Source organism: Acidobacteriota bacterium (assembly GCA_034211275.1).
Taxonomy (GTDB): domain Bacteria; phylum Acidobacteriota; class Thermoanaerobaculia; order Multivoradales; family JAHZIX01; genus JAGQSE01.
The window spans coordinates 34,146-57,048 of sequence record JAXHTF010000013.1 but is presented as its reverse complement, the minus strand read 5'-3'; the positions used below and the strand labels follow the sequence as shown (position 1 = coordinate 57,048).

At 66.5% G+C, this 22,903-nt stretch carries 19 protein-coding genes; 14 read left to right on the top strand and 5 right to left on the bottom strand.

The window, feature by feature from the left end; all coding sequences use genetic code 11:
- Positions 1-66: 66 nt before the first annotated feature.
- Together SX243_04490 and SX243_04485 are read right to left on the bottom strand one after the other, a co-directional pair.
- Positions 67-759 (bottom strand): hypothetical protein, encoded by a 693-nt coding sequence (locus tag SX243_04490; protein MDY7092213.1) that lies wholly within the window; start codon positions 757-759, stop codon positions 67-69.
- Complete coding sequence (locus SX243_04485; protein MDY7092212.1) at positions 756-1,481, bottom strand: sigma-70 family RNA polymerase sigma factor; 726 nt, start codon at positions 1,479-1,481, stop codon at positions 756-758. The genes SX243_04490 and SX243_04485 overlap by 4 nt, the downstream gene beginning before the upstream one ends.
- Before the next feature lie 343 nt (positions 1,482-1,824).
- Between SX243_04485 and SX243_04480 the strand changes: the two genes are divergently transcribed.
- From SX243_04480 to SX243_04460, 5 genes are all read left to right on the top strand, one after another.
- Positions 1,825-2,694 (top strand): AAA family ATPase, encoded by an 870-nt coding sequence (locus SX243_04480; protein ID MDY7092211.1) that lies wholly within the window; start codon positions 1,825-1,827, stop codon positions 2,692-2,694.
- Positions 2,695-2,720: 26 nt separating this feature from the next.
- Positions 2,721-4,802: a hypothetical protein gene (locus tag SX243_04475; GenBank protein MDY7092210.1), complete on the top strand. Its 2,082-nt coding sequence runs from the start codon at positions 2,721-2,723 to the stop codon at positions 4,800-4,802.
- A gap of 66 nt (positions 4,803-4,868) precedes the next feature.
- A complete protein-coding gene (locus SX243_04470) occupies positions 4,869-6,497 on the top strand; it encodes a transglutaminase-like domain-containing protein (protein ID MDY7092209.1) in 1,629 nt (542 codons plus the stop codon).
- An 804-nt stretch (positions 6,498-7,301) separates the two neighbouring features.
- Positions 7,302-9,083 (top strand): carboxypeptidase-like regulatory domain-containing protein, encoded by a 1,782-nt coding sequence (locus SX243_04465; protein MDY7092208.1) that lies wholly within the window; start codon positions 7,302-7,304, stop codon positions 9,081-9,083.
- Positions 9,080-9,670, top strand: coding sequence for a PDZ domain-containing protein (locus tag SX243_04460; protein MDY7092207.1), 591 nt, complete (start codon positions 9,080-9,082; stop codon positions 9,668-9,670). The genes SX243_04465 and SX243_04460 overlap by 4 nt, the downstream gene beginning before the upstream one ends.
- 54 nt (positions 9,671-9,724) lie before the next feature.
- Here the strand turns inward: SX243_04460 and SX243_04455 are convergent, their stop codons facing one another.
- Positions 9,725-10,990 (bottom strand): hypothetical protein, encoded by a 1,266-nt coding sequence (locus SX243_04455; GenBank protein ID MDY7092206.1) that lies wholly within the window; start codon positions 10,988-10,990, stop codon positions 9,725-9,727.
- Between the two features lie 478 nt (positions 10,991-11,468).
- On the opposite strand from SX243_04455, the gene SX243_04450 reads away from it, so the two are divergent.
- The 7 genes from SX243_04450 (at position 11,469) to SX243_04420 (ending at position 17,055) form a co-directional block, all read left to right on the top strand.
- Entirely contained in the window at positions 11,469-11,894 is a 426-nt protein-coding gene (locus tag SX243_04450) for an HIT family protein (protein MDY7092205.1), read from the top strand.
- A gap of 3 nt (positions 11,895-11,897) precedes the next feature.
- Positions 11,898-12,074: a hypothetical protein gene (locus SX243_04445; protein MDY7092204.1), complete on the top strand. Its 177-nt coding sequence runs from the start codon at positions 11,898-11,900 to the stop codon at positions 12,072-12,074.
- Between the two features lie 105 nt (positions 12,075-12,179).
- Positions 12,180-12,845, top strand: a complete 666-nt coding sequence (locus SX243_04440) for a DUF433 domain-containing protein (protein MDY7092203.1) — start codon at positions 12,180-12,182, stop codon at positions 12,843-12,845.
- Positions 12,802-13,317, top strand: coding sequence for a hypothetical protein (locus tag SX243_04435; GenBank protein MDY7092202.1), 516 nt, complete (start codon positions 12,802-12,804; stop codon positions 13,315-13,317). The genes SX243_04440 and SX243_04435 overlap by 44 nt, the downstream gene beginning before the upstream one ends.
- Before the next feature lie 46 nt (positions 13,318-13,363).
- On the top strand, positions 13,364-14,479 hold the full coding sequence (locus tag SX243_04430) for a Gfo/Idh/MocA family oxidoreductase (protein ID MDY7092201.1): 1,116 nt from the start codon (positions 13,364-13,366) through the stop codon (positions 14,477-14,479).
- An 82-nt stretch (positions 14,480-14,561) separates the two neighbouring features.
- Positions 14,562-15,965 (top strand): AbgT family transporter, encoded by a 1,404-nt coding sequence (locus SX243_04425; GenBank protein MDY7092200.1) that lies wholly within the window; start codon positions 14,562-14,564, stop codon positions 15,963-15,965.
- A gap of 91 nt (positions 15,966-16,056) precedes the next feature.
- Positions 16,057-17,055, top strand: coding sequence for a carbamate kinase (locus tag SX243_04420; GenBank protein ID MDY7092199.1), 999 nt, complete (start codon positions 16,057-16,059; stop codon positions 17,053-17,055).
- Positions 17,056-17,091: 36 nt separating this feature from the next.
- Here SX243_04420 and SX243_04415 read toward each other — a convergent pair whose 3' ends face one another.
- Entirely contained in the window at positions 17,092-19,476 is a 2,385-nt protein-coding gene (locus SX243_04415) for a DNA polymerase II (protein ID MDY7092198.1), read from the bottom strand.
- 222 nt (positions 19,477-19,698) lie between these two features.
- Between SX243_04415 and SX243_04410 the strand changes: the two genes are divergently transcribed.
- Together SX243_04410 and SX243_04405 are read left to right on the top strand one after the other, a co-directional pair.
- Positions 19,699-20,754 carry a hypothetical protein gene (locus tag SX243_04410; GenBank protein MDY7092197.1) on the top strand — a complete coding sequence of 352 codons (1,056 nt, stop codon included), beginning with the start codon at positions 19,699-19,701 and terminating at the stop codon, positions 20,752-20,754.
- Positions 20,755-20,838: 84 nt separating this feature from the next.
- Entirely contained in the window at positions 20,839-20,982 is a 144-nt protein-coding gene (locus SX243_04405) for a hypothetical protein (GenBank protein MDY7092196.1), read from the top strand.
- A gap of 397 nt (positions 20,983-21,379) precedes the next feature.
- Here SX243_04405 and SX243_04400 read toward each other — a convergent pair whose 3' ends face one another.
- Positions 21,380-22,882, bottom strand: a complete 1,503-nt coding sequence (locus tag SX243_04400) for a cellulose synthase family protein (protein ID MDY7092195.1) — start codon at positions 22,880-22,882, stop codon at positions 21,380-21,382.
- Positions 22,883-22,903 lie beyond the last annotated feature (21 nt).

Sequence of the window (22,903 nt, the reverse complement as noted above, 5' to 3'; positions counted from 1 at the left end):
CCTCCCGCCGACGGGAGACCGTGGAATGTCGCAATAGCTCCGAAATCAAAGGTCGAGAGTCTTCTGTTAGAACGTCGTCACCGAGGCGGGCACCACCCGCACCGGCCGATTCGAATAGCCCCTGCCCGCAGAGGGCGAATTCCCATCGAAGCTGGCCAACCGTGCCGGCGCCTCGGTCCGCAAGCCACCCGCCCGACGCCCTTCCGGCACCAGCGGCACCAGCAGCCGCTCGCCGCCCGCTCCGCCCATCAAGACCGCCGGTTCCCGATTCATCTGGCGGCGCAGCTCCACCAGCTCCTGGGCCAGCCGGCGCTGCTCCGCCCTCAGCTGCTGCGCCCGCAGAGACCTTGACGAGGCTTCCCCCGGGTTCCTGGGCTCCGACCCCTCGGCCACCTCGGGATTCGCTACCGCCACCGGCAAGGCCGCTCGGGAATCCGGGATCTGGGCGGCCGCTCCCTCGGCCACCGCATCCCTCGGCCCCGCGGCTTCTTCGCCAACCGAGGCCATCGAGTCGGCACCATCGTCGAAGAGGCCGCCCGGCCAGGCGCTGAGCACGGCCACCAGAAGGCCGACCACCAGCACCGTCCCCAGGGCCGCTGCCGCGGGCATCGCCCAAGGATTGGAGAACCAGCCGGGAGATGACTTGGACTCCGGCGCTTCCAGCGAATCCAGGCGCTGCAGCACCCGAGCGGTGAAATCCTCCCCGGCGCGCTCTTGGGGCAGCTCGGAGAGAGCCTGACGCAATTCTCGGTCGTTCATGGTGCGCCTCCCTTCTTCCTGGAAGCCGTGTTCTTCGGATCCTCGTCTTCTACCCCGACTCCCCGGGACTGCACTCCCCGGGACTCTCGCCAATACGGGGTCAGCTCCTGCTTGAGCTTGCGCCGCCCCCGGTGGATGCGGGACTTCACCGTCCCCTCCTGGCATCCCAGCAGCTCGGCGATGCGCTGATAGGACCAGCCTTCGAGCTCGAAGAGCACCAGCGGAGCGCGAAAGTTGAGCGGCAGCCGAGCTAGAGCCCGGGCGACCTCATGCTGTGCTTCCTCCGCCAGCACGCCCGCCTGGGGCCGCGTCTGGCTATCGTCCGCGGTCACCTCCAGAGTCGGGCGCAGCACCGGCTGCAGCCAACGCCAGCGACGCTCCCGCCGTTGCTGGGAACGCAGCAGGTTTGTAGCGATGCGGTAGAGGTAACTCTTCAGCTGGCCCTGATGGCGGTAGCTATCCGCCGCCTGGTAAAGACGTAGGAAGGTCTCCTGGGCCAGATCCTCCGCCCGGTCCCGGCTGCCCGACAAGCGGGTCAGGTAGCCCACCAGCGGATCCTTGTAGCGATCCACCAGCTCAGCGAAGGCCCCACGGTCGCCGGCGGCGGTACGCTCCATCAACAAGCCATCGGTCCCCGCCTCTTGCATGCGACGCTCGGCGGAGGAGAGGCCGGACGACGTGTCCAGGACGGCGAGGTCGAGGGCTTGGGTACTGGAGCTCATTGGCGTTCTGGAATGCATGGGCTTGCTGGCGTCCACGGGCTTCATGAGATGACGAATCGAGAGTGGGCGCCGGCTGATGGAATTTTCTAATGATCAGATTTCCGGCGCCTTCAACCACTCTAAACGCTCCACCTCCGGGAGAGTTCCCGGCCGAGGACGACTTTTTCTGAATCGGGAGCGCTGACCGCGAGGAATTCGGGAACCACTCTCCAAAACGCGGACCGGGACGCCAACCAAGCTTGCGATGCCCCGCCGGCGATGGCAGGATGAAGCTTCGCCTCGCCGCCGGACCGCCGTTCGGTGGATTCGAAGAACCACCGCCGCCAGCCTCTGGAGAGCGCCCATGACCCAACCCAACGACACGTCTCCCCGCGGGCACGACCTGCCTCGCCGCGTCGAGGTCGACGGCGTGGAACTGCACCTGGCGGCCCCGGTGACGGAAACACCGCCGTGGGTCGGGCAGGGCGCGGTGCTCGAACAGCTCCTCGCCTCCTGGGCGCGCATCGATCCCGAGGATCGCCCGTTGAACCCACGGCTGCTGGGCAAGCCGGGGGTGGGCAAAACCAGCCTCGCCTGCGCCGCCGCGTTGCGCCTGGAGCTGCCGACCTACATCCTCCAAGCGACCATGGACACCCGGCCGGAAGACCTGCTGGTGGCGCCGGTGCTGGCCCCCGGCGGCGGGATTCGCTATATGGCCTCGCCGCTGGTGAGCGCCATGATCCACGGCGGCGTAGCGGTGCTCGACGAGGGCAACCGCATGAGCGAGAAATCCTGGGCCAGCCTGGCCCCGCTCCTCGATCACCGCCGATATGTCGAGAGCGCGGTGGCGGGGATCAAGATTTCGGCCCACCCGGAGTTCCGCTTCGTCACCACCATGAACGAGGACGCCTCCACCTACGAGGTGCCGGAGTACATCCACTCCCGGCTCATGCCCCAGCTTTTCCTCGACTTCCCGGAGGAGGACGAGGAGCGGGAGATCCTCGCGTCCCAGGTGCCCTTCGCCGAGGACGAGGTGCTCGACTATGTTCTCGCCTTCCTGCGCACCGCCCACGACGCGGATCTACGCTACACCGTGCGCGACGGAATCAACGTCGCCCGCTACGCCATGAAGATCCTCCGCCGCGACAGCTCTCAAAGTCCTGAGGATGCGGTGAGCTCGGCTCTGGAGCTGGCCCTGGGGCCCGAGGAGAGCGAGATCTTCGACCTGTCCTGACCCGGCGGCACCGAGACGACTCCGCCATGGCTCCCTCTTCAACGGCTCCCCCGTCCCCCTCCCAGGCCCATCCCTTCGGTGACCCTGCCGAATGGGCACCGGAGGCGCTCCCCGGTGTGCGCCTGCTGCCCATCGTTCACGAGCGGGTCGACCTGGCGCCGGTGGTGCGGGCAGTGCTGGAAGCGGTACAGCCTTCGATCGTGGCGGTCGAACTGCCCCCGACTCTCGAGGCAGCGGCCCGGCGCGCCATCCAGCGGCTGCCCAAAATCACCGCGGTGACCTCCGAGGAGCCCGACGGGAAAACCAGTGAGGAGCCGCTGATCTGGGTGGTGACCCCGGGGGACCCCGTCGTCGAAGCCCTGCGCTGGGCCCTGGAGCACCACCGCCGAGCCCTCTTCATCGACCCGGATTTACGCTACCGCGAGCAGCATCGCGAAGCGGTACCGGATCCCTACTCCCTCTGGACTCTGGGCCCCGCCCGTTATCTCGAGCTACTGGCCGGAGGCCTCGCAGGTTCTGCTGACAGCCCGGCTGGAAGCCTGACCTCGGCCAGCACCGCCGACGCCCAGCGGGAAGCGGGCATGGCCTGGGCGATCCAACAAGCAGCAGCCGATGGTGAGTCGGTGGTGGCGGTGGTGGGAGCGGCTCACGTCCACGCTCTGGCAGCGCGGCTCCAACGCCCCAACGCCCAACCTCTGGCCCGTACTCGGCGCTCCTCGGTGGAGCTGCGACACCTGGCACCGGAAAGCCTCACCGCCCTGATGGTGGATCCGCCCCTCGCCCACGCCGCCTACGAGCATCTGCGTAGCGGCGACCTCCCCCCGGTGCCGGATCTCGCCGCCACCGCCGCTCCCCGGGTCTCCATCCGGCGCCACGGCCTGCGCCTGATCACCGGCGAGGGCAGCGACGAGGCCCGGGAGCGGCGCCGGACCCTGCCGCTCTACTGCGCTCACCAGGCCCGCCGGGCGCTGGTGCCGGAGCATCCCTCCGAGGTCTCGGGAATCGACCGCCGGCGCCTCACCGGCGCTCTCTGGCAGATGGCCGCGGCCTCCTACCGCGAGCAAACTCAGGACGCCTTGGCACCGTGGCAGCGGCGCACTTTCTTCGACTTCAGCCGCCGCTACGCCCGCATCCAGGGGCAGCTGGTGCCCGGCCTCTACGAGTGGGTGGTGGCGGCCCGCGGGGTGGCCGACGACAACCTGGCCTGGGAGATCTTCGACGCCGCCCGCACCTACCCCTGGCAGGACTCCGCCGACGACCTTCCCACCGCCCGCATCGACGGCGACATGCTCGACCTGGGCACCCGCAAGGTGCGCTTCCGCCGGCGCTTCTTCCGGGTCAAGCGGCGCCCGTTGCGGGTGCCGGTGCGCCGGCGGGAAGCTCCCGACGACCCCTCCGAGTGGCTCGCCGGCTTCTACGGCACCGGCATCTGCTCCTACCCGCCGGAGGATCTGGTGGTGGAAGACTACGGTCGCTTCCTGCGGCACAAAGCCGCCTCCATCCTCTCCGCCGAGAACCGCCGCACCGAGCCTTTCTCCACCAGCCTGATGGACGGCATCGACCTGCGGGAGACCCTGCGGCATCTGGAGCAGCGGGAGATCCACGTCAAGGTCGAGGGTCGTACTCCGGCGGCGGCGGGAGCGGTGGTGGTGATCTTCGACCGCGACCTGGAGGCGGACCGCTACCCGCATCTGATGACCTGGCACGGCGAGCACGATCAGGAGTCGGACATGGCCTTCTACTCCACCGACCCGGGGGAACAGGTGGTGGGACCAGGAATCCTCCGGGCCACCTACGGCGGCTTCGTGATGACTTATCCACCGGGTTCGCTGGGGGACGTGTGGGAAGATCCGGACTATTTCGGGGCGGGGGAGAAAGCGGAAGTGTTGATCATGGCTGCGGTGGACTACAGCCACGAGAAGCTCATCGCTCACGTCGCCGCCCGCCCTCCCAGCGAGGCCATGAAGCGCTACGCCGCCCTCCAAAGCAAACGCTTGGTGCACATCCCCCTCGCCACCCTCTCGCCCCAGACCCTCAAGAAGGTGCGGGTCATGCACCTCCTCGCCGGCCGCGAGAAACGCGATCTGGCGTCCCAATACATCTGGTAAGAAGGCTTGCCAAGCACCCCATCTGCCGAGAACCTCTCCTGACAACCGCTCCGAAAGACTCACACCATGCGCTCCAACCTCCAACCCTCGCTCCTGCCCCGCCTGCTCTTCCTCGTCTTCGGCCTCGCCACCTCGCTGCTCTTGATCTGGAACTGGGTGATGCCCGCGATCTCGACGGCGCATCCGGCGCAGACAGGGTCGACCACGAGCCGCGAGACCGCACCACCAAATCCTACAGAGTCAACGACCGGGAGCCCTGAAGATTCGCCGGTCGAGGTCCAAGAGCGCTGGTACCTGGTGGAGCTGCTGGGTCAGCGTGCCGGCTACCTGCACACCGAGGTCCAGCCGGTGGAACACGCAGGCCGCCCCGCCGTCCGCACCCGCGAGGAGCTACGGCAGGAGGTCGCCCGGCTCAACGGCGGGTTGACGGAGTCGGTGTTGGTGCGCTCCGACACGGTGTGGGTCGAGAACTTGCAGGGCAACCCGTTGTCCCTCCAAAGCACTCTCGACCAGGGCGGTGGCGAGGTCGTCACCACCCTCGAGGTGCAGGGCTCCACCGCTCGCCTGCGCCAGCGCGGCGCCGCCGGCCGGCGGGATCTGCAGGTACCGTGGAATTCGGCCATCCGAGGCTCCTACGGCGCCCAGCGGGAGATCGCGCCGCTGCTCTCCGGTGAGCGCCGCAGCGTCCGCTTCACCACCTTCAGCATCGAGGCCGGCAATCGCCTGCTGGAGATCGAGGCGCGGCGGCTCGAAACTCGCGAGGACGGCTCCACGGTGATCGCCCAGACCCTTGGGGACCTGAAGATCGAGTCCCGCGAGGTCTACGACGCCGCCGGTGAGCTGATGGAGCAACAACTGGGACCGGTGACCTTGCGGCGCACGACCCGCAAAGAAGCTCTGGCGCCGCTGGAGCAGAGCCTCTCCGCCTTCGAACGCATCTCCGTCAGCCTCGATCACATCCTCGACGATTCTCGGGACCTGCGCCGCGCCGCCTATCGTCTAGCACCAAGGGATGATGGCTCCCCATCCCTGACCGAGCTCTTCCCCAGCGACCAACGCCAGCGGGTCGAGGAGCGTCCCGAAGGACCTACCCTCGTCGTGCGAGTGCCGCCGGAGCCCCGCCCCAACCCCACCGCCCCGGCCACTCCCCCGGGCCAACGGCGCACCTATCTCGACGCCACGGGCCTCCTCGAGAGCGACGACCCGACCCTCCGCGCCTTGGCGAAACGGCTCACCGACGGCGTCGACGACCCTCTGCGCCGCGCCCACAATCTGCAGTCCTGGGTTTCCAAGAACATCCGCTTCCGAGGCTCCGGCGTCGGTCTCGCCACCGCCCGTCAGACCTTCGACTCTCGGGACGGCGACTGCACCGAAAACGCCTTCCTCCTCGCCGCCCTGCTGCGCGCCGCCGACCTACCGTCCCGGATCGTAGTGGGCCTGGTCTACACCGGCAGCGCTCGCCCGGAGGGCGCGCGTCAACCCACCGGCCGGCTGGTCCCCCACGCCTGGGTCGAGACCTGGATCCACGGCACCTGGGTCGCCTACGACTCCGCCCTCCCCGCCCCCCGCGTCGACGCCACCCACCTAGCCATGGCCAAATCCGCCGGCGGCGAAGAAGGCTCCCTCCTCGACACCACCGCCCCACTGCTGCGAGGGTTGGGAAGGTTTGACTTGGTGTGGGCGGGGGAAAGGTGAGGAGGCTTCCCCTCACTCCACCAGAGCAGCCCTGCCAATCTCCCACCTCCGCTGGAACCCACCCAGGATCCACCAGATATTGCAGCAAGGCAAAACTAACGCTAGGCTAAAACCTGAAGAGATTCCAGGAAAGAGCCCTGACGACGCCCATCCAGCTTGAAATCTTTTCAAGAAACACTTTTGACCCCCATCTCAACTCGCCTGCGTCTCGCCATCGTGAGCACGATCTGCGTGCTCAGCCCCCAACTCCTCTTCGGCCCGCTGACCGCCGCAGAGAACGGGAAATCGGAGCAGGAGCCCCGAAAGCAGGAGACGGTCGGGCTCCAGGTGGTGGTCGAGGGCCCTACCCCCGCGGAGCCTCTTCCGGTGACAGTCCGTCTCCTCCCGAGCCGCCACCGGGACGACGGGGAACTGGCGCGTCCAGATCTACCCTCTCTACAGTTCACCGCTCCAGGACGCCTCGAGATCCCGCTGCCCGAGGATCGACCGTTTGTGGTTCATTGCTCCAGCCCCGGGTATTGGTGTGAGCGGGTGGAGGTACGCCGAGCTACCTCCACCCCCATCGTGGTGCGGCTCTTTCCAGCGGTCCTCGTCTCGGGAGAAGTCACTCTGCCCGCAGGAGCCCAAGCGGAGGCATTGCGAGTCGGGATCCGGTGGCCGGCCGCAGGGGCCGACGGGCGTACGGAGCCCGAGGTAGCCGTCGCCGAGCCATGTCCGCTCGTTCCTTTGGAGGGACGGGCTGGTTACCGATTCCGCTGCGCACTTCCCGCCACGACCGTCGATCTTCGCCTCTCCGTCGACGGATTGATCCCCCTCTACCTGTGGAGCGTCGATCTGGAGCCTGACCAGAAGGAACCCCGTCGGAGCGTCAACCTCGGCAACCTGCAGATGACCTGGGGAGCATCGGTTTCGGGTTGGGTGACGGCCGACGCGGAGCCGGTGCCGACAGCTGCGGGCCAAGAAGCAGCGACGGCCACGGTCAGGCTGACCCCCGTCGCCCAAGGGACCACGGCGGCAGGCTCTGGCCTCGCGGCCAAGGCACACAAGGTCCAGGCACAACCGAACGGCTTCTTCCAGCTCCAAGGCGTCGAGGCCGGCGAATACGAGCTCAGCGCAACGTTCCCCGGTCTGTCCACCGCCCGGGTCCCCAGCCTGCTGGTCCAGACCCGGGAGGAAACCCGGCTACCATCCGCCCTCGTGGTGCCCAAGCCCACGCGGCTCACGGTGCAGGTCGAACCAGAGGCCGACCCGTGGGGACGCCCCTGGCAGCTGCGCCTGCTGCGGGCTCACCCTTCCGCCCACTACCTGGAAACCGTCGCTGAAGCCACTTCCTCGGCGCAAGGCTGGACCTCGACCGCGCTGGAACCCGGCACTTACCAACTCCGCGTCTTCGACGAGACCGGCGCCACCTGGTGGAACCACCCCGTCGAGGTGCGGGGCGGCGAGCAAGAGGAGTGGATCGAGATTCCGGTGATCGAGGTGGTGGGGGCCGTCCGGCGAGGAGGCGACCCCGTAACCGGGGAGCTCATTTTCGGTACGACCCAAGGCAAGGAGCGGCTGAACTTTCCCCTCGATGAGGACGGGCGGTTCGAAGGCTATCTCCCTCGGGAAGGTACCTGGCCGCTGGAGCTGCGGCCGCCCGGTGGCCGAGGGGTTCGAACCCTCGAGCCGGTGGAGGTCGAGGTGCCGCAAGGTGAGCTGATAGCGGAGCTGGACATCGAGCTGCCGGACACGCTCCTTTATGGCGAGGTGGTAGACGAGGACGGCGAAGCTCTAGCCAACGCACACCTCACCCTCATCGGACTGCGACCGGAGCAAAAGCGCCGGGAAGCTCTGGACCAGGCCGACGACGAAGGCCGCTTCGAGATCGAGGGCCTAACCCCAGGGGATGTGCTGATCCGGGCAGCTCACGAAAACGGCAAGAGCCCCTGGCGGCAGATCAGCCTCCAGGAAGGCCTCGATCCCGGCTCGCTTCGGCTGGTGGTGGAGCGGGAAGCGGAGATCAGCGGCCGGGTCGTTGCCCAGGGTCGTGGCCTGGCGGGCGCTCTGGTGCTCGCCCAACCGGATCCTCATCAGGGCTTGTCCGCCAGCCAGCGCCGGGCGGTGAGCGCCGCGGGCGGAGGCTTCCGGCTGCAAGTGCCGGCACGCCCCCTCAGCCTTCTGGTCTGGGCACCGGGCCATCCTCTCCGGCTGCTCCGTCACAGCCCCTCGACCGAATCCACCGAGCCGCTCGAGCTGGACCTGAGCACCGCCTCCGGTGAGCTGGTCTTGGCTCCCGCCGCCGCCCTTTCCGGCGACCTCGAATGGAACCAGCTGACCCTGCTCCACCGCGGCGCGCAAGTCTCGTTCCTGGTGCTGGTGCGCGATCTCCAGCTGCCTCTCGATAGAGAGCTGCGTCTCTCCATCCCTCAGGCGCAGCCGGGAGAGTACGCTCTCTGCGCCACCGGCCCGGCAACCTGCGCTCGGGGTGTGCTGGCCCCCGGGGGCCAGCTGCTCTTGGAGCTGGCGCTGCCCGAGCAAGCTGCTGCGCAACACTCCACTATCTCTTCACCCACCCTCAACGCCTCTTCTCAGGAGCTTCGATGAGTCCTTACCGCCTCCGCCTCCTCCCCCTTCTCATGATTCTGGTCCTGGGTCTTCTGCTGGCTAGTGCCCCTGGCACCTCGAGCGCGCAGACCAGGCCCTATATCGAAAGACCCGAGGCCTGCTCGCAGGGCGTCGAGCCGTGCATCGCAGCGCTCCGGGAGCTGCGCTCCCAAAGAGGCTCCATCGCCGCCGGCATTCACGTAGCCTTCGACCGAGACGATCCGAATCCTGTCCGGCGGGCGATTTTGGTGGGGGTGATCCCCGGCGGGCCAGCGGATCGGGCCGGTCTACGGACGGGAGAGGAGGTCGTCGCCATCGACGGGGAGCGCCTTGCCCCGAACCCGGGACGGGTTCTGGAGAGACTCCTACCCATGCTGGAGATCGGAGATACGGTAGCCTTCACGATGCTCCGCGATGGCGTCGAAGAGGTCGTCGAAATGAAGGCCATCGAGCCCCCGGAAGCGGTGATCCGCAGCAATATCTACAACCATCTGGCGGTGCTCTTCGGCCCCGAGGAAGCCCGCCGCTACCGCGCCAGCACAGGTCCGTTTCTCGAGCTACCGCCGGGAAGTCACGATCAGCCCTGACGAGCGTCGTCTATGGGAATTGGGCAAACCGGCCCAACTCCACCAGCGCTATCCCTACTCCCCAAACCCCCGCCCCAGCCCCGGGTCGAGGTCGATGAGGTAGATCTCTTCCCGGGGGGCTTGGAAGTCGCGGACGACGTGGACGGCGAGTTGGTCGCCGCGGGGGCTCCAGGCTAGGTCGGAGACCACGGCGCCGTCGGCGGGGTTGCGGCTGTTGCGGGGGTTGAAATAGGTCAGGCGCTGCTCGCCGCTGCCATCGGCGTTCATCAGCCAGACGTCCCGGGGGATGGGGCGGGCGGCGGAGCGGCCGGTGCCTCGGAGGATGGGGGGGACGTTGCGGTCCGAAGCCCAGGCGAACCAATCCCCGGCGGGGGAGTAGTGCATCTGGTCGTCGTAGTCGCCGAGGGTGCGGGTGAGGCGGGTGAGCTCTTGGGTGGTGAGATCGAAGAGATAGAGATCGAGACCGGTGCCGGCCTGCCCCGGCTCCAGGTTGCCGGAGAGCACCAGCTGGCGGTCATCGGGAGTGAAGCCGTGGGCCACCAGGAAGCCGCGGCCGTTGCCCGGGCGGTAGGTCCGCACCTTGCCGAGACGCGGCACGCCGCCGCGCTCGGCGAACTCTGCCACCCGCACCACCCAATCTCCCCACAGGCCAGAGCGATTGGCGACTCGCTCGCTCCACACCAGCCGATTGCCCTCGTGGGAGAAGTGGGGATCGAGGACGCCGGCGCCGGTCTGCTCGCCGCGGGTGAGCTGGAAGAAGGTCTTGCCGTCGGCAGAGATGGTCCACAGCTCGGTGTGCAGGCCGCGCTCCGGGGTGGTCAGGGCGGTGGTGGTCACGTCGAGCCGGCGGGCGCGCATCTGCACCTGGAAAACCAGCAGCCGGCCGGAGGGGTGCCACGAAGGGTTGAGGGCGTGGGCATTGCGGAATTCGAGCAGCGGACAGGTGAGACAAACCGTACCGGCTCCTTGGGGGGAGGTCTTGTAGAGGTCGTAGAGGTCGTCGGCGTCCCGACGGTCGTAGGCGATCCAATCCCCCTGCACGGACCAGTCCAAGCGCCCGCCACCGGGCACCAAAAGACGAGTGCTGCGCACCATCGTGTTGCCCGGTGGCTTGGGAATCAGGGCGTCGGTGCGTGGCAAGGCCTCGTCCTCTGCATCCTCGTCTTCCAGAGCCTCACCGGCTTCCTCCGCCTCCTCCCCGTCCCTCGAAGACTCGTCCTCCGGAGAGGCAGGAGACTCGACCGTCACGGCGCGTTCCGGCTCAGGATCCTGAGGCAAGGCTGCCGCTGGCTCGGCCACCGGGAGGAGAAGCAGGGCCACCGCTAGCAGCCTGTGGCAAAAGTCAGACGCCAGCGAGAGCGAGCAGTTTTCCGCCGAATCAAGGCCGGAAAACCGCAGGCGATGCAGGTATCGGCGAGGTTTTCGAACGAAGATTCGGCGGAAAAGGGCCGTTCGTAGCGCGGCTCGACTTTCGCCACAGGCTGCTAGGCCGGTCGCCATCGTCCCCCAAAATGGCGTCCCCCAAAGTAGCGTGCGCCACGCCCTCTGGGGCGGCGTCGAAAGTCGGGAGCGGAGGAATCGGAGGTTGGGGCGGCGGTGGTCGGTCATCATTCGAAGTCCTCGGAGTGGCTTGGAGCGAGGGAGTTGGGCCAGCGCTGCGGACATTGAAGATAACAAGCCCTCGCGGCCTGATCTTCCCCAGCGGGAGCCCCTCGGCCCCGGGGGTTTTCCACCGCGGCAGCGGGATCCCTCCAGAAGCCCCCTCTCCAAAGCTCGCGCAAGCGCTATGATCAACAGCATGAGCAATCCGACGACGATTTTCGACAAGATCCTCTCCGGAGAGATCCCCAGCCACAAGATCTACGAGGACGAGCACGTCTTCTCCTTCCTGGATATCGGCCCCCTGAGCCGCGGCCACGCCCTGGTCATTCCCAAGGAGCGGAAGGCTCAGCTCCACGAGCTCAGCGACGACTCCGCCGCGGCCGTGGGGCGGGTGCTGCCGCGCATCGCCCGGGCGGTGCTGAAGGTTACCGGCGCCACCGCCTACAACGTGCTGCAGAACAACGGCGCCGCCGCCCACCAGGCGGTGATGCACGTGCACTTCCACATCATTCCCAAGATGGAAGCCGGCGGCCTGGGCATTCTGTGGCCGGCGGGCAGTCTGGAGGCCTCGGAAGGCCAGGCCCTGGCGGAACAGATCCGTACCGCCCTGGACGAGAGCTAAGCGATGAGCGACTCCATCTCGCCGGAGGAGTACGCCGCACTGGAGCGGGAAATCCACAGCGACGACAGTCCCGTAGGCATCGACGCCAAGAAGACCCACATCCTGATCCTCCATAAGCTGGCCCAGATCGAGCGCCGGCTGGAGCGGTTGGAGCAGGCATCCGAGAGAGCTCCCGAGTAGTCGGCGACGGCGCGAGATCCATCTGTTCATCAGCAGTTAGCTCGACTCAAGCCACCCCTGTGGATGGCTAGGGCTAAGCTATACTGACGTTGGGAGGCGCCTACCGTGAACGAGAATCCCGCCCGAGACATGCCCCGCTATCAGCTGCCGGAAGTCGCAGCGTATGTGCGGATGAGCCAGAACACCCTAGGAACCTGGGTGCGAGGCCGCGACCAACAACCGCCAATCATCCACCGGCCGGTGTCGGGAGACTCTCGTCTGTCGTACAACAATCTGATCGAGATCTATGTGATCCATGCCCTGCGCCAAGAGCTCAAGGTCCCTCTCCAGACCATCCGACGAGGCATTGAGCACGTGCGCAAGAAGTATGGACTCGAGAGGCCGCTGCTCAGCGATCAGCTACGCGCTCGCGAGGGAGAGCTGATCTTCAAGATCCTCGGGGAATACGAAAACGTAGGCCGTGGTGGTCAGCTGGAGATCCCCGAAGCGGTAGAGCAGTACTTGAGTCGTATCGATCACGAGAATGGCCTTCCGGTTCGCCTCTATCCAGTGACCAGGACCAACGACCCTGCGGGGCCGCGGCGCATCGTGATCCTGCCCGACGTGGGCTTTGGCCGACCGGTCACCCGGGAGCACTTGATCTCCTCTGCGGTGATCTACGACCGCTTCAGCGCCGGTGAATCGATCGAGGACCTGGCGGACGACTATGACCTGACGAAGGAAGACGTTGAAGAGGCGATCCGCCAGCAAGGCTTCCCGCACGCCGCCTGAACCCCTCACCTACTTCACTGATCGGGACCTGGCGAAGAAATTCCCCGCCATCCTGCGGGAAGCGGGACTGTCCGTAGTCCCCTACCGACAAGTCTTCCCGGACGACCCCACGATCCCCGACCGAGAGTGGATTCGCACCGCCTGCCAACGTGGCTGGGTGAGCCTCACCCACGACTCCGCGACTCGCAAAGAGGAGGACACCTTGGACGAGGTGTTCCGGGATTGGGACCCCAGCGGAGCTCTGTTCATTCTCAAAGGCGGCATACCCACTCAACAACTGGCCGAGATGTTTCTCGAAGGCCAGGGCAAAGTCGAGAGGATGGTGCGCAAACACCGGCGTCGGCAAGATCCCTTCATCGGTAGAATCCGCCGGATGAGTCGCAAGGGCGGACGCCAGGCCGTAGAGGTGCTTCGCTGGGCAGACCGCGAGGCCTGGCGAACCCAGAAGCGGAAGCGCCGCCGCCAGCGATAGGCATCTCCCCTGGAACCCACCCCGCGCTCGTGACAAGATCCCGCCCATGACCTGTCGAATCGGGGTTGTGGGAACGGGTTGGGGTGCCCGCGTCCAGGTGCCGTGCTTCCGCGCGGCGGGGCTGGAGGTGGCGGCCCTGTGGGCGCATTCGGAAGAGAAGGCCCGGGACCTGAGCATCGAGCTCGCCGTGCCCATGGTCACCACCGATTACGCTCAGCTGCTGGAAGAGGGCCACGTCGATCTGGTGAGCCTCACCACGCCACCGGCCCAGCATCGGGAGATGACCGGGCAGGCGCTGGCGGCGGGCAAGCACGTCCTGTGCGAGAAGCCCATGGCCCTCGACGCCGTTGAATCCGCCGCCATGGTGGCCGCTGCGGAGGCGGCGGGACCGCGGCAGCTGGCCTTCCTCGATCACGAGCTGCGCTTCCTCCCCAGCCTCCAGGAGCTGCGCCGCCGGGTGCAGGCCGGAGAGCTGGGGGAGCTCTTCCACCTCCAGGGCCTCTTCCTCGACGGCGGACGCCTCGACCCGTCGGCGCCGTGGAATTGGTGGTCCGACGCGAGCCGCGGCGGCGGGCTGCTGGGAGCCATCGGCAGCCATCTGGTGGATCTGCTGACCTGGCTCACCGGCCTCTCGGTGGAGTCGGTGGTGGCGGATCTGCGCCCCGGCTGGAGGCAGCGCCGGATCGCGCATTCAGAAGAAACCCAGACTGTCACCGCCGACGACTACGGCGCCCTGCTGCTGCGCTTCGCAGGCGGTTGCCGGGGAGTGGTGGAGCTGAGCACCCTGAGCGCCGGCTCCTCGGGGCTCTCGGTGCGCCTTCACGGCAGTGCGGGAAGCCTGTCCTGGCAGGACGGACTCCTCGAGGAGCAGGCCGGCGACGAAAGCCAAGTGATTCTCGACGATAGGCCAAGAGAGATTCTTGCGGAGCTACCTGAGAAGCTCTCCGGGGAGCTGCGCCCAAGACCCTGGGAGGCCGCTACCCTGGTCTTCGCCCGGGAGCTGCGGCGGGCCTTTGCCGACGGTCCGCCGACCATGGAAAAGCGGGGGCGGCTGGCGCCGGCGGCGGATTTCACCTCGGGGCTGGCGGTACAGCGGGTGCTCGACGCCGCCCGGGATTCCGTCACTCAACGACGCTGGATCGACGTACCGAGATGGACGTAACTCAGATCTTGAATCGGACTGGCGCTTCGACGGGGCCCCTCGGACGATTCTTTCGATGTTTTTAAGCAGAAGGAGAGCCACGATGACCGAAGCCCCCAAGACCAAGGCTGGATTCAAAGTTCCTCACACCCTCGTGCTGCTCTTCGGCATGATCGTGGCCGCCTACATCCTCACCCTGGTGCTGCCTCAGGGAAGCTTCGAGCGGGTGGAGAACACCCACGGCCGAGAGCAGGTGGTGCCGGGCAGCTACCAAACCGTCGAGGACGCCGAGCGCCTGATGCCTCAGAGCATCTTCCTCGCCATCCCCGAGGGCTTCGGGGCGGCGGCGGAGATCATCTTCTTCGTCTTCATCATCGGCGGCGCCTTCGGCATCTTCCGCGCTACCGGCGCCGCCGATGCCCTCATCGGAGCTCTCCTGGGAGTCTTCGGGGAACGTCCGTGGCTCTTCGTCATCGGCGGCATGGTGCTCTTCGCCGTCGGCTCCAGCTCCATTGGCATGGCGGAGGAGTATTTACCCTTCGTACCCATGCTGGTGGCACTGGCCATCGCCCTCAAGATGGATGCGGTGACCGGCGTCGCGGTGATGTGCGTCGGCTACGGTATCGGCTACGGCACCGCCCTGATCAACCCCTTCACCGTCTTCATCGCCCAGGAAGTGGCGGATGTCCCCCAGGGGTCGGGATTGGGCTTCCGCTCCGCCCTGTTGGTGATCTTCCTCATCGTCGGCGTCGCTTATGTTTGGCGCTACGCCGCCAAAGTGCGGGCGGATCCCTCCGCCAGCCTAGTAGCGGATGTCACTCCGGATCCTGCTCTCGCCGGCCAGAAGCACCCCAAGCTCACCACCCGCCACGTGCTGATCCTCATCGCCATCGCCGCCACCATCGGCGTGCTGGTTTGGGGTCTGAAGTTCTGGCATTGGTATCTGGTGGAAATGGGGGCGCTCTTCGCCGGGCTGGGGATCGTGCTGGCCATTCTCGGCCGCCGGAGTCCGGACCGGGCGGCGAAGGACTTTTGCGAGGGCGCCGCGGAGCTCACCACCACCGCCCTGCTCATCGGCTTCGCCCGCGCCATCCAGGTGGTGCTCGACGAAGGTCAGGTGGTGGACACCATCATCTACGGCATGGCCCAGCCGCTCCAGGGGCTGCCGCCGGCGCTGGCCGCGGCGGGGATGTTCGCGGTGCAGAGCCTGTGCAACCTATTCATTCCCTCGGGCAGCGGCCAGGCCTACGTCACCATGCCGCTGATGGCACCGCTGGGGGATTTGGTGGGAGTGCACCGTCAGATCGCCGTGCTGGCCTATCAGTTCGGCGACGGCTTCACCAACATTCTGGTCCCCACCAACGCGGTCTTGGTGGGCATCTTGGCTATCGCCCGCATCCCCTATGACCGCTGGCTGCGCTTCATTCTGCCGTTCATGGTCATGGTGTGGATCCTGGGCAGCGTCGCTCTAGGAGTGGCGGTGGCCATCGGCTGGACGGGGCTCTGAGCTAGCCCCGGTTGGGCCCCGATACCCGACTCCACTATCATCGTCGCTCCCGGCGCCCTCTGCGCCGGGAGCTCATGTTTTGGGAGGGTCCATGAGACCAGCCATCGAAGCAGTGCCCCGGGTGGTCGTCGCCCTGGGCGGCAACGCCATTACTCTGCCCGGCGGCAGCGGCAGCGTGGAGGAGGACTACGCCGGCCTGGAGCAGAGCCTGGCGGGCATCGTCACCCTGGTGGAGCGCGGCTACCGCCTGACCCTGACCCACGGCAACGGCCCGCAGGTGGGTAACCAGATGATTCGGGTCGAACGGGCCCTCGGCGAGGCGCCGGATCTGCCACTCTCGGTGATGGTGGCGGACATCCAGGGCGGTCTCGGCTACATGATGGAGCAGACGCTGCGCAACCAGCTGAGGCGCCGCGGCCTGAAGCGCCAAGTGTGCTGCATCGTGACCCTGGTGGAGGTGGCGCCGGACGACCCGGCGATGAACGAGCCGAGCAAATTCGTCGGTCCCATGATGACCCGCGAGCAAGCCTTGGAGCGCCAGGAGAAAGAGGGTTGGGCGGTCAAGGAGGACCGAGGGCGCGGCTGGCGGCGGGTGGTGCCGTCGCCGGAACCCATCTCCATCGTCGAGCGGGAGAGCATCGAGTTGCTGGTGGCTAGCGACGCCCTGGTGATCACCGCCGGGGGTGGCGGCGTGCCGGTCACCCGAGAGCAGAATGGTGAGCTATCGGCGGTGGGCGGAGTGGTGGACAAGGATCTGGCCTCCACCATTCTCGGCCTGGAGATCGGCGCCACCGAGCTCTACATTCTCACCGGCGTACAGCAGGTCTCCGTGTTCTACGGCGAGCCCGAGGAGCGCAAGCTGGAACGCATCACCGCCGGTGAAGCCCGTCGCTTCCTCGAACAAGGACATTTCCCCGCCGGCTCCATGGGTCCGAAGATCGAAGCGGCCTGCCGATTCGTCGAAGCCGGCGGTAAGCGGGCGCTGATCACCGACGCCGAATCCCTGGTGGCGGCGGTGGATGGAGACGGAAAGGGGGGCCCGGGCACCTGGATCGTACCCAACGAGCCTCTGGTGACCGGCTCCATGTAGAGCCACGACGGCCCGCAGGAACACGAGAGCAGGCTCTCAGAACAGCTGCAGCTGGCGATCGTCGCCGATCACCTTGGCGAACTCCAATCCCAGGAGCTGGAGCACCGGCTCCGCCACCGGCTGCACCTGTTTGCTGACGTAGTGCTCGTGATCCAGCGGCGCGTGGGGCTGTTCCACCGGCTCCGGCCCCCGCTCGGTGATCACGTAGTGGATCAGGTCCCCCCGCCGGGCTTTGAGCTTGCGCGCCGCCACCACGTGGGGCGGCGAGGTGCTGGTGTAGGCCCCCAGGCTCTTGCGCAAAGCCTTGCGGTAGACCAGCAGCTCATCGAGCTCCCCGGCGCGCAGCTGCTTCACCTGCCGATTCAGATACTCGTCCACCGGCTGATCGAAGAACAACCGTTGGTAGAGCTCACGCTGAAGCTGGCGGGCGAGATCGGTCCAATCCCGCCGCACCACCTCCATGCCGGTGAACTCCACCTTCGGTCCGTCCCGGCCTTCCACCAACCCGGCGTAGCGCTTGCGGGCACCGGCGGTGGAGTGGCGCATGGGCGGCAGCATGAGGCGAAGAAAGAGCTTCTCGAGCTCCATTTCCAGCCGGCTCTCCACGCCCCAGGTGGTCTTCAGATGCTCCTCCAAAGCCCGGTTGATGCGAGCCGTCAGCTCGGCCCCGCGCGCCATCACCTCGTCCGCCGGCGGCTGCTGCGCCTCGTCGTCCCGTTGGCCCTCGAGCTGCACAAAGAGACTGTCGGTGTCGCCGTAGAGCACCCGGTGCCCCCAAGCTTCCAGCTGCCCCTGGCTCCACTGGAGGAGCTCGCGGCCAAAGCTGGTGATAGCCGCGGCCAGGGCCGGCTCGTAAAAGCGGCAGGCGGAAGTGCCGAGGACGCCGTAGAAGGAGTTCATCAGGATCTTGATGGCCTGGCTGGCGATCTTGTTGTTCTCCCGCTGGGCCGCCGCCCGGCGCGGGAAGAGCTCGTCCAGCATCGCCGGCAGGATGCCCTGCTGGCGGCGGAAGGCGGCGCCGTTGGGAGCCACCACCAGATCCTCGTCGGGCTCCGGCGACGGCACGTAGCCCAGCGGATCGATGCCAAAGGTGCGGATGAGGCTCGGGTACAGACTCTTGAAGTCGAAGACCAGAACGTTGCGGTAGAGCCCCGGCACCGGCTCCAGCACGTGGCCGCCGAGGGCGGCGGGGCCATCCCCACCACCGGGAGCACCGACGCTGGGGGCCACCAGACCGCGGCGGCCGAGCTCGGTGAGGTAGAGAAAATCGAAGGCCGCGACGGAGCTGGACACTCGGTCCAAGGGCAGGCCGGTGAGCAGGCTGCGCTCCACCGCCAGCTCCACCAACCCCAGCCGATCGAGAATGTCGAGGACCAACCGAGCATCCAGCAGGTTGTAGTCGACCAGGTGCTGGCGATCCTTCCGGAAGGCTTGGAGGATCTCCTGGCCGCGGTCGCCGCCGCTCATCAACTTGCCCTCCCCGAGGACCTCACGGGCGACGAAGTCGAGGGAATGCTCCTCCATGCGAACGAAGGAGCTGCGCAGAAGCTCCAGACCGTCGAGCACCACGCGGCCAGGGATCATCGCCTCCAGATTGGCGCGGCCACCGCGCTGGGGCCTCAGCCGCAAAGGCCGCAACCCCCGCCCCAGATCCAAGCTCACCCGGCAGCGGGAGGCGACCTCCGCCAGCACCCGCAAATCGAAATCCACCAGGTTCCACCCGGTGAGGATGTCCGGATCGAGCTCGGCGAAGCGGTGCACCAAAGCCTTCAGAAGAGCGCCTTCGGACGGAAAGCACCGGGCGCCGTCGGGCACGACCTCGGCCCCGGGCAGGTCCGGTGGAGCCCACAGCAGAACCTCGCTGGCACCACAGCCCCAAAGCGCCACCGAAAACAGACGGCGAGCTCGCGGATCGGTCTCGATGTCCAGGGAGAGCACCGACGGCCGCAAGCTCCAGCGCGCCGGATAGAGACGAGGGTTGTGGAAGGTGCGGTCAAAGCCTGGCACCGCCCCGGGCTCCCCGGAAGCCAGACCGCGGCCCTCGATCTCCAGCGCGGTGCGTACCCCATGATCGATGAGATACCGGCGGGCGAAGCGCACATCCGCTTCGTAGGTGGGAACGCCGGCGCGGTGCAGCCGCTCGCGCAGATCCGGTGTATCGCCGGGCTTGGGAACCAGCACCCGCAGCACCGGCTCTTGGTCGCGCAGGGTGGCTCGCCGGCAGGCTTCCAGGCGCCGGGCCCCCAACTGCTCCGCCAGCTCTCGGTCCCGCTGGCGAATGTAGAAGTGCGGCTGCAGCCGGTCATCGCGGATCAGGAAGCTCTCACCGCTCTCCAGCCGCCCCGCCAGATGGACCACCGCTCGCCCCCTTTGGAGGCGGTACGTGGGCTGTAGGAGGAATCCCCGAACCCTGGCCGGCACCGGATTTCCTTGCCGTGGGGGCTCATTCATGGCAGTCTGGCGGCGCATTCCGAAAGAGATGGGTGGAGCCAAGGGCTGGATTCTCGATGCAGGCTCGGAGCAGCCGTCGCGGAGAACCACCGCCGGCCCTGGAGTGTCGGAGCTTTCGATAGCTGGCTCGATTTGACCACCCTGCAATGTTCCAGTAGCATAAATGACCTTCGGAATGGCCGAAATACGAGCATGATGTCTTTTCTCCACCCCCCCGCCACGCTGGCCACAACAGGTCGCCTGCTCAAAGCAGGCTTCGTTTGCCTGCTCACCAGTCTGCCGATGCTCGCCGCCCTACCGGCGTTGGCGCAAGACCCGATGCCCAGGGCAGCGAGCCCGCTTCTGCGCATCCTCGAGAGCCATAGTTTGGCAGGAGAGCCGGTCGCCAGCGACGAGATTCTAGTCTTCCGGGACGGACTCACCATCGGCCTGCGGCAGCTTCCCGACGGCGCCCGCGAGGTCATCCGAGGCCATGCATCGGCCCAAGAGATGAGCTCGTTGAACCTTGCGCTGGCGGAACATCGCGTGGGCACCCAAACGGCTCGCTGTCAGGTTCAGGATCTGATTCCCAGCTTCACGCTCAACCTCCGGGATCTCGACCACCATGCTTTGATCAGCTGGTTCGGCCGAGACGGACGGCGGTCGCGCCACATGGAGGTCTCACCGTCAGAGGAGATTTTCAGCTCCCGCTGTCATTCTGCCATGGAGCAACTGGCGGTCACCGTGCTGGAATTCAGCCGGAGCATTTTGTCCCGCGCCGAAGAAGAACAGGTCTTCTGGACCTCGCTGCTCTTCGACCTCGACAGCTGGATGTTGACCCCGGAAGTCTGCGAGAGCTGGGGCTTTTCAGAGCGCACCCTGTTGTTCCGAGACGGCCTGGTGCTGAGGCTGGTGGAAGACAACGGCAACTGGTTCCTATTCGGCCGTGCTCAAGCATCCCAGGAAGATATGAGGACGCTCAACCTGGCGCTGGCGGAGCAGCAGGTCGGATTTGCCGCCGGCGACTGCCATCTGTGGTTCTTCCTGCCGTTTCTCCTCGACGAACGCTGCGCGGACTTCACCTGGACTTCCACCGGCACCTGGTTCGGCCGTGGCTCCCGCCGGTCCGTGCTCTACGGCGATGCCACCGTGCAACAGACTTGCTCAGAGAATCAGAAGACCATCCGCCACGCCGTGCTCTCAGGGATTCTCGCCGCCCTCACCAACGAGACAGCGATCTCCGTCACCGGGACCTTCAGCTCGCATTGAGACCGCCCCGAGATCCGGGGGCAGCTAGTACTAGAGCTTAAGCTTGCGGAGCACTCCCAACAATTCCGGGAGTAGGAGCGCGAGGTGAGACTGCTCGGCGTCGGTCAGATGGCCGAGTCCATCCAAGCCGGGGTCGTCTCGGAAGGAGGGGAGTTCCCGCAGAAAGGCTTGCCTCGGGTCGATCCGGGCGACGCCGGCTTCTTCCCTCCGCCGCTGCGGCTCGGCTAGATTCTCGTGATGATCCACCGCTTGAAGCGCGGCCACGAGATCCGCCGCGTCGCACTCCAGTGCGGCGAGAATTTTGTCGATGGTTGCAAAGCTGGGACGCTGTCGGCCGGTCTCGTAGGCACTGAGCATAGGGGCGGTGATTTCCGCCGCCTCCGCCAGATCTGCTTGCCTCAGATTTCGGCGTTGCCGCAGCCTCCGCAAGGCCTTACCAATTTGCGAAAAATCTAGCACCCCCGGGAGTGTACGCAAGGGGGGTAGCGTGATCAATGTTATTACCGAAGTAAGAAACTTTAATATGCGCGTACGCGTTGCACTTCCGCCTATACCGCATACGACAACCCACGCTAGCCCAAACGGCAAGCACGATTCGACCCGTGAGAATGTTCTATCGAAAGCCTCAGCCGCCGAGATCGACGGCGGCTACCGGACGAGGATTGCGCGGCCCGACACCGATCACGGAAAGCAGGAAGATGTATGCGTAGCCGTGAAAGAAAAGATAAAGAAACGGCAGTGAAAGCCACATCTCCCAGCGAATGGCGATGACCAAACAAACGCCGAGATATACCGCCAGCAGCCCTTCGAGGATCACCGCGGCACTACGACCAGCCCGATAGATCTTCGAACGCCACTCCCCGCCGCCCTCTCCAATACTGTACTTCGGTGTCCGATGGAAGACGCCGCCGCGATGGATCAACCCCCCGAGAACCGCCCGGGCATTGTTCACCGACAGACCGATCCCCAGCCCCATGAGCGCCGGCAGCACCAGCAGCTGCCGATACCAGCCACCGCCGCGGGCCACCTGACTGGCGACGTAGAAGACCAATACCGATCCGCTGGCGGCGGCGAAGAGGGGGAGGTCGATCCACAGCAGGGTGTTCGAGAGATGCTCCTTGCGCGCCACCATGGCCGGGAAGACCAGCAAGGAGAGCAAGAACATCAGCACATAGGAGACGTTGTTGGTCAGATGGACAAAGGCCTCCGCCTTGACCCTCAACGGTAGCCGAGCCCGCAGCAACCGCCCCAGAAGCTTGCGCCCGGTCTGGATCGAGCCCTTGGCCCACCGATGCTGCTGGCTCTTGAAGCCATGAATGTCCACCGGCAGCTCTGAGGGTGCCTTGAGCTCCGGAAGATAGAGGAACTTCCAGCCTTCCAGCTGGGCGCGGTAGGACAGATCCAGATCCTCGGTGAGGGTGTCGTGCTGCCAGCCCCCGGCCTCCTCGATGGCTCCCCGGCGCCAGACGCCGGCGGTGCCGTTGAAGTTGAAGAAGCAGCCGCTGCGGTTGCGGGCGGCATGCTCGATGAGGAAGTGACCGTCGAGGAGCACCGCTTGCACCCGGGTTAGCCACGAGAAGCGCCGATTGAGGTGCTCCCAACACGCCTGAACCATGCCGATGCGGGGATCCTGGAAATGCGGCACGGCCTTCCTGAGGAAATGCGGCGGAGGGATGAAATCGGCGTCGAAGACCGCCACCAGGTCGGTGGCACACTGGTGCAGTCCCGCCTCCAGCGCTCCGGCCTTGTAGCCCTCGCGATCGGTGCGGTGCAGGTGGTGAATATTCACTCCCTGACTTCGGTAGTGCTCCACCGCCCCGGCCACCAGACTCCGCGTATCGTCCGTGGAATCATCGAGCACCTGGATTTCCAGCCGCTCCCGGGGATAATCGAGGGCGCACACCGCGTCGATGAGACGCTGGGCCACATAGCGCTCGTTGTACAGTGGCAGCTGCACCGTCACCCCGGGCCAATCTTCCGGCGGCGGCGGTTCCGGCACCCGGCGCAGGTTGCGCAGATACACCCAGACCAAAAAGGACCGGTGCAGGCCGTAGAGGGCCAGGACCGCTAGCACCGAGTAGTACAGCGCCAACAATGGGACATCCAGAGGCAGAGCGTTCAGATCCATCACCGCCCTCTTCCAGGCCCG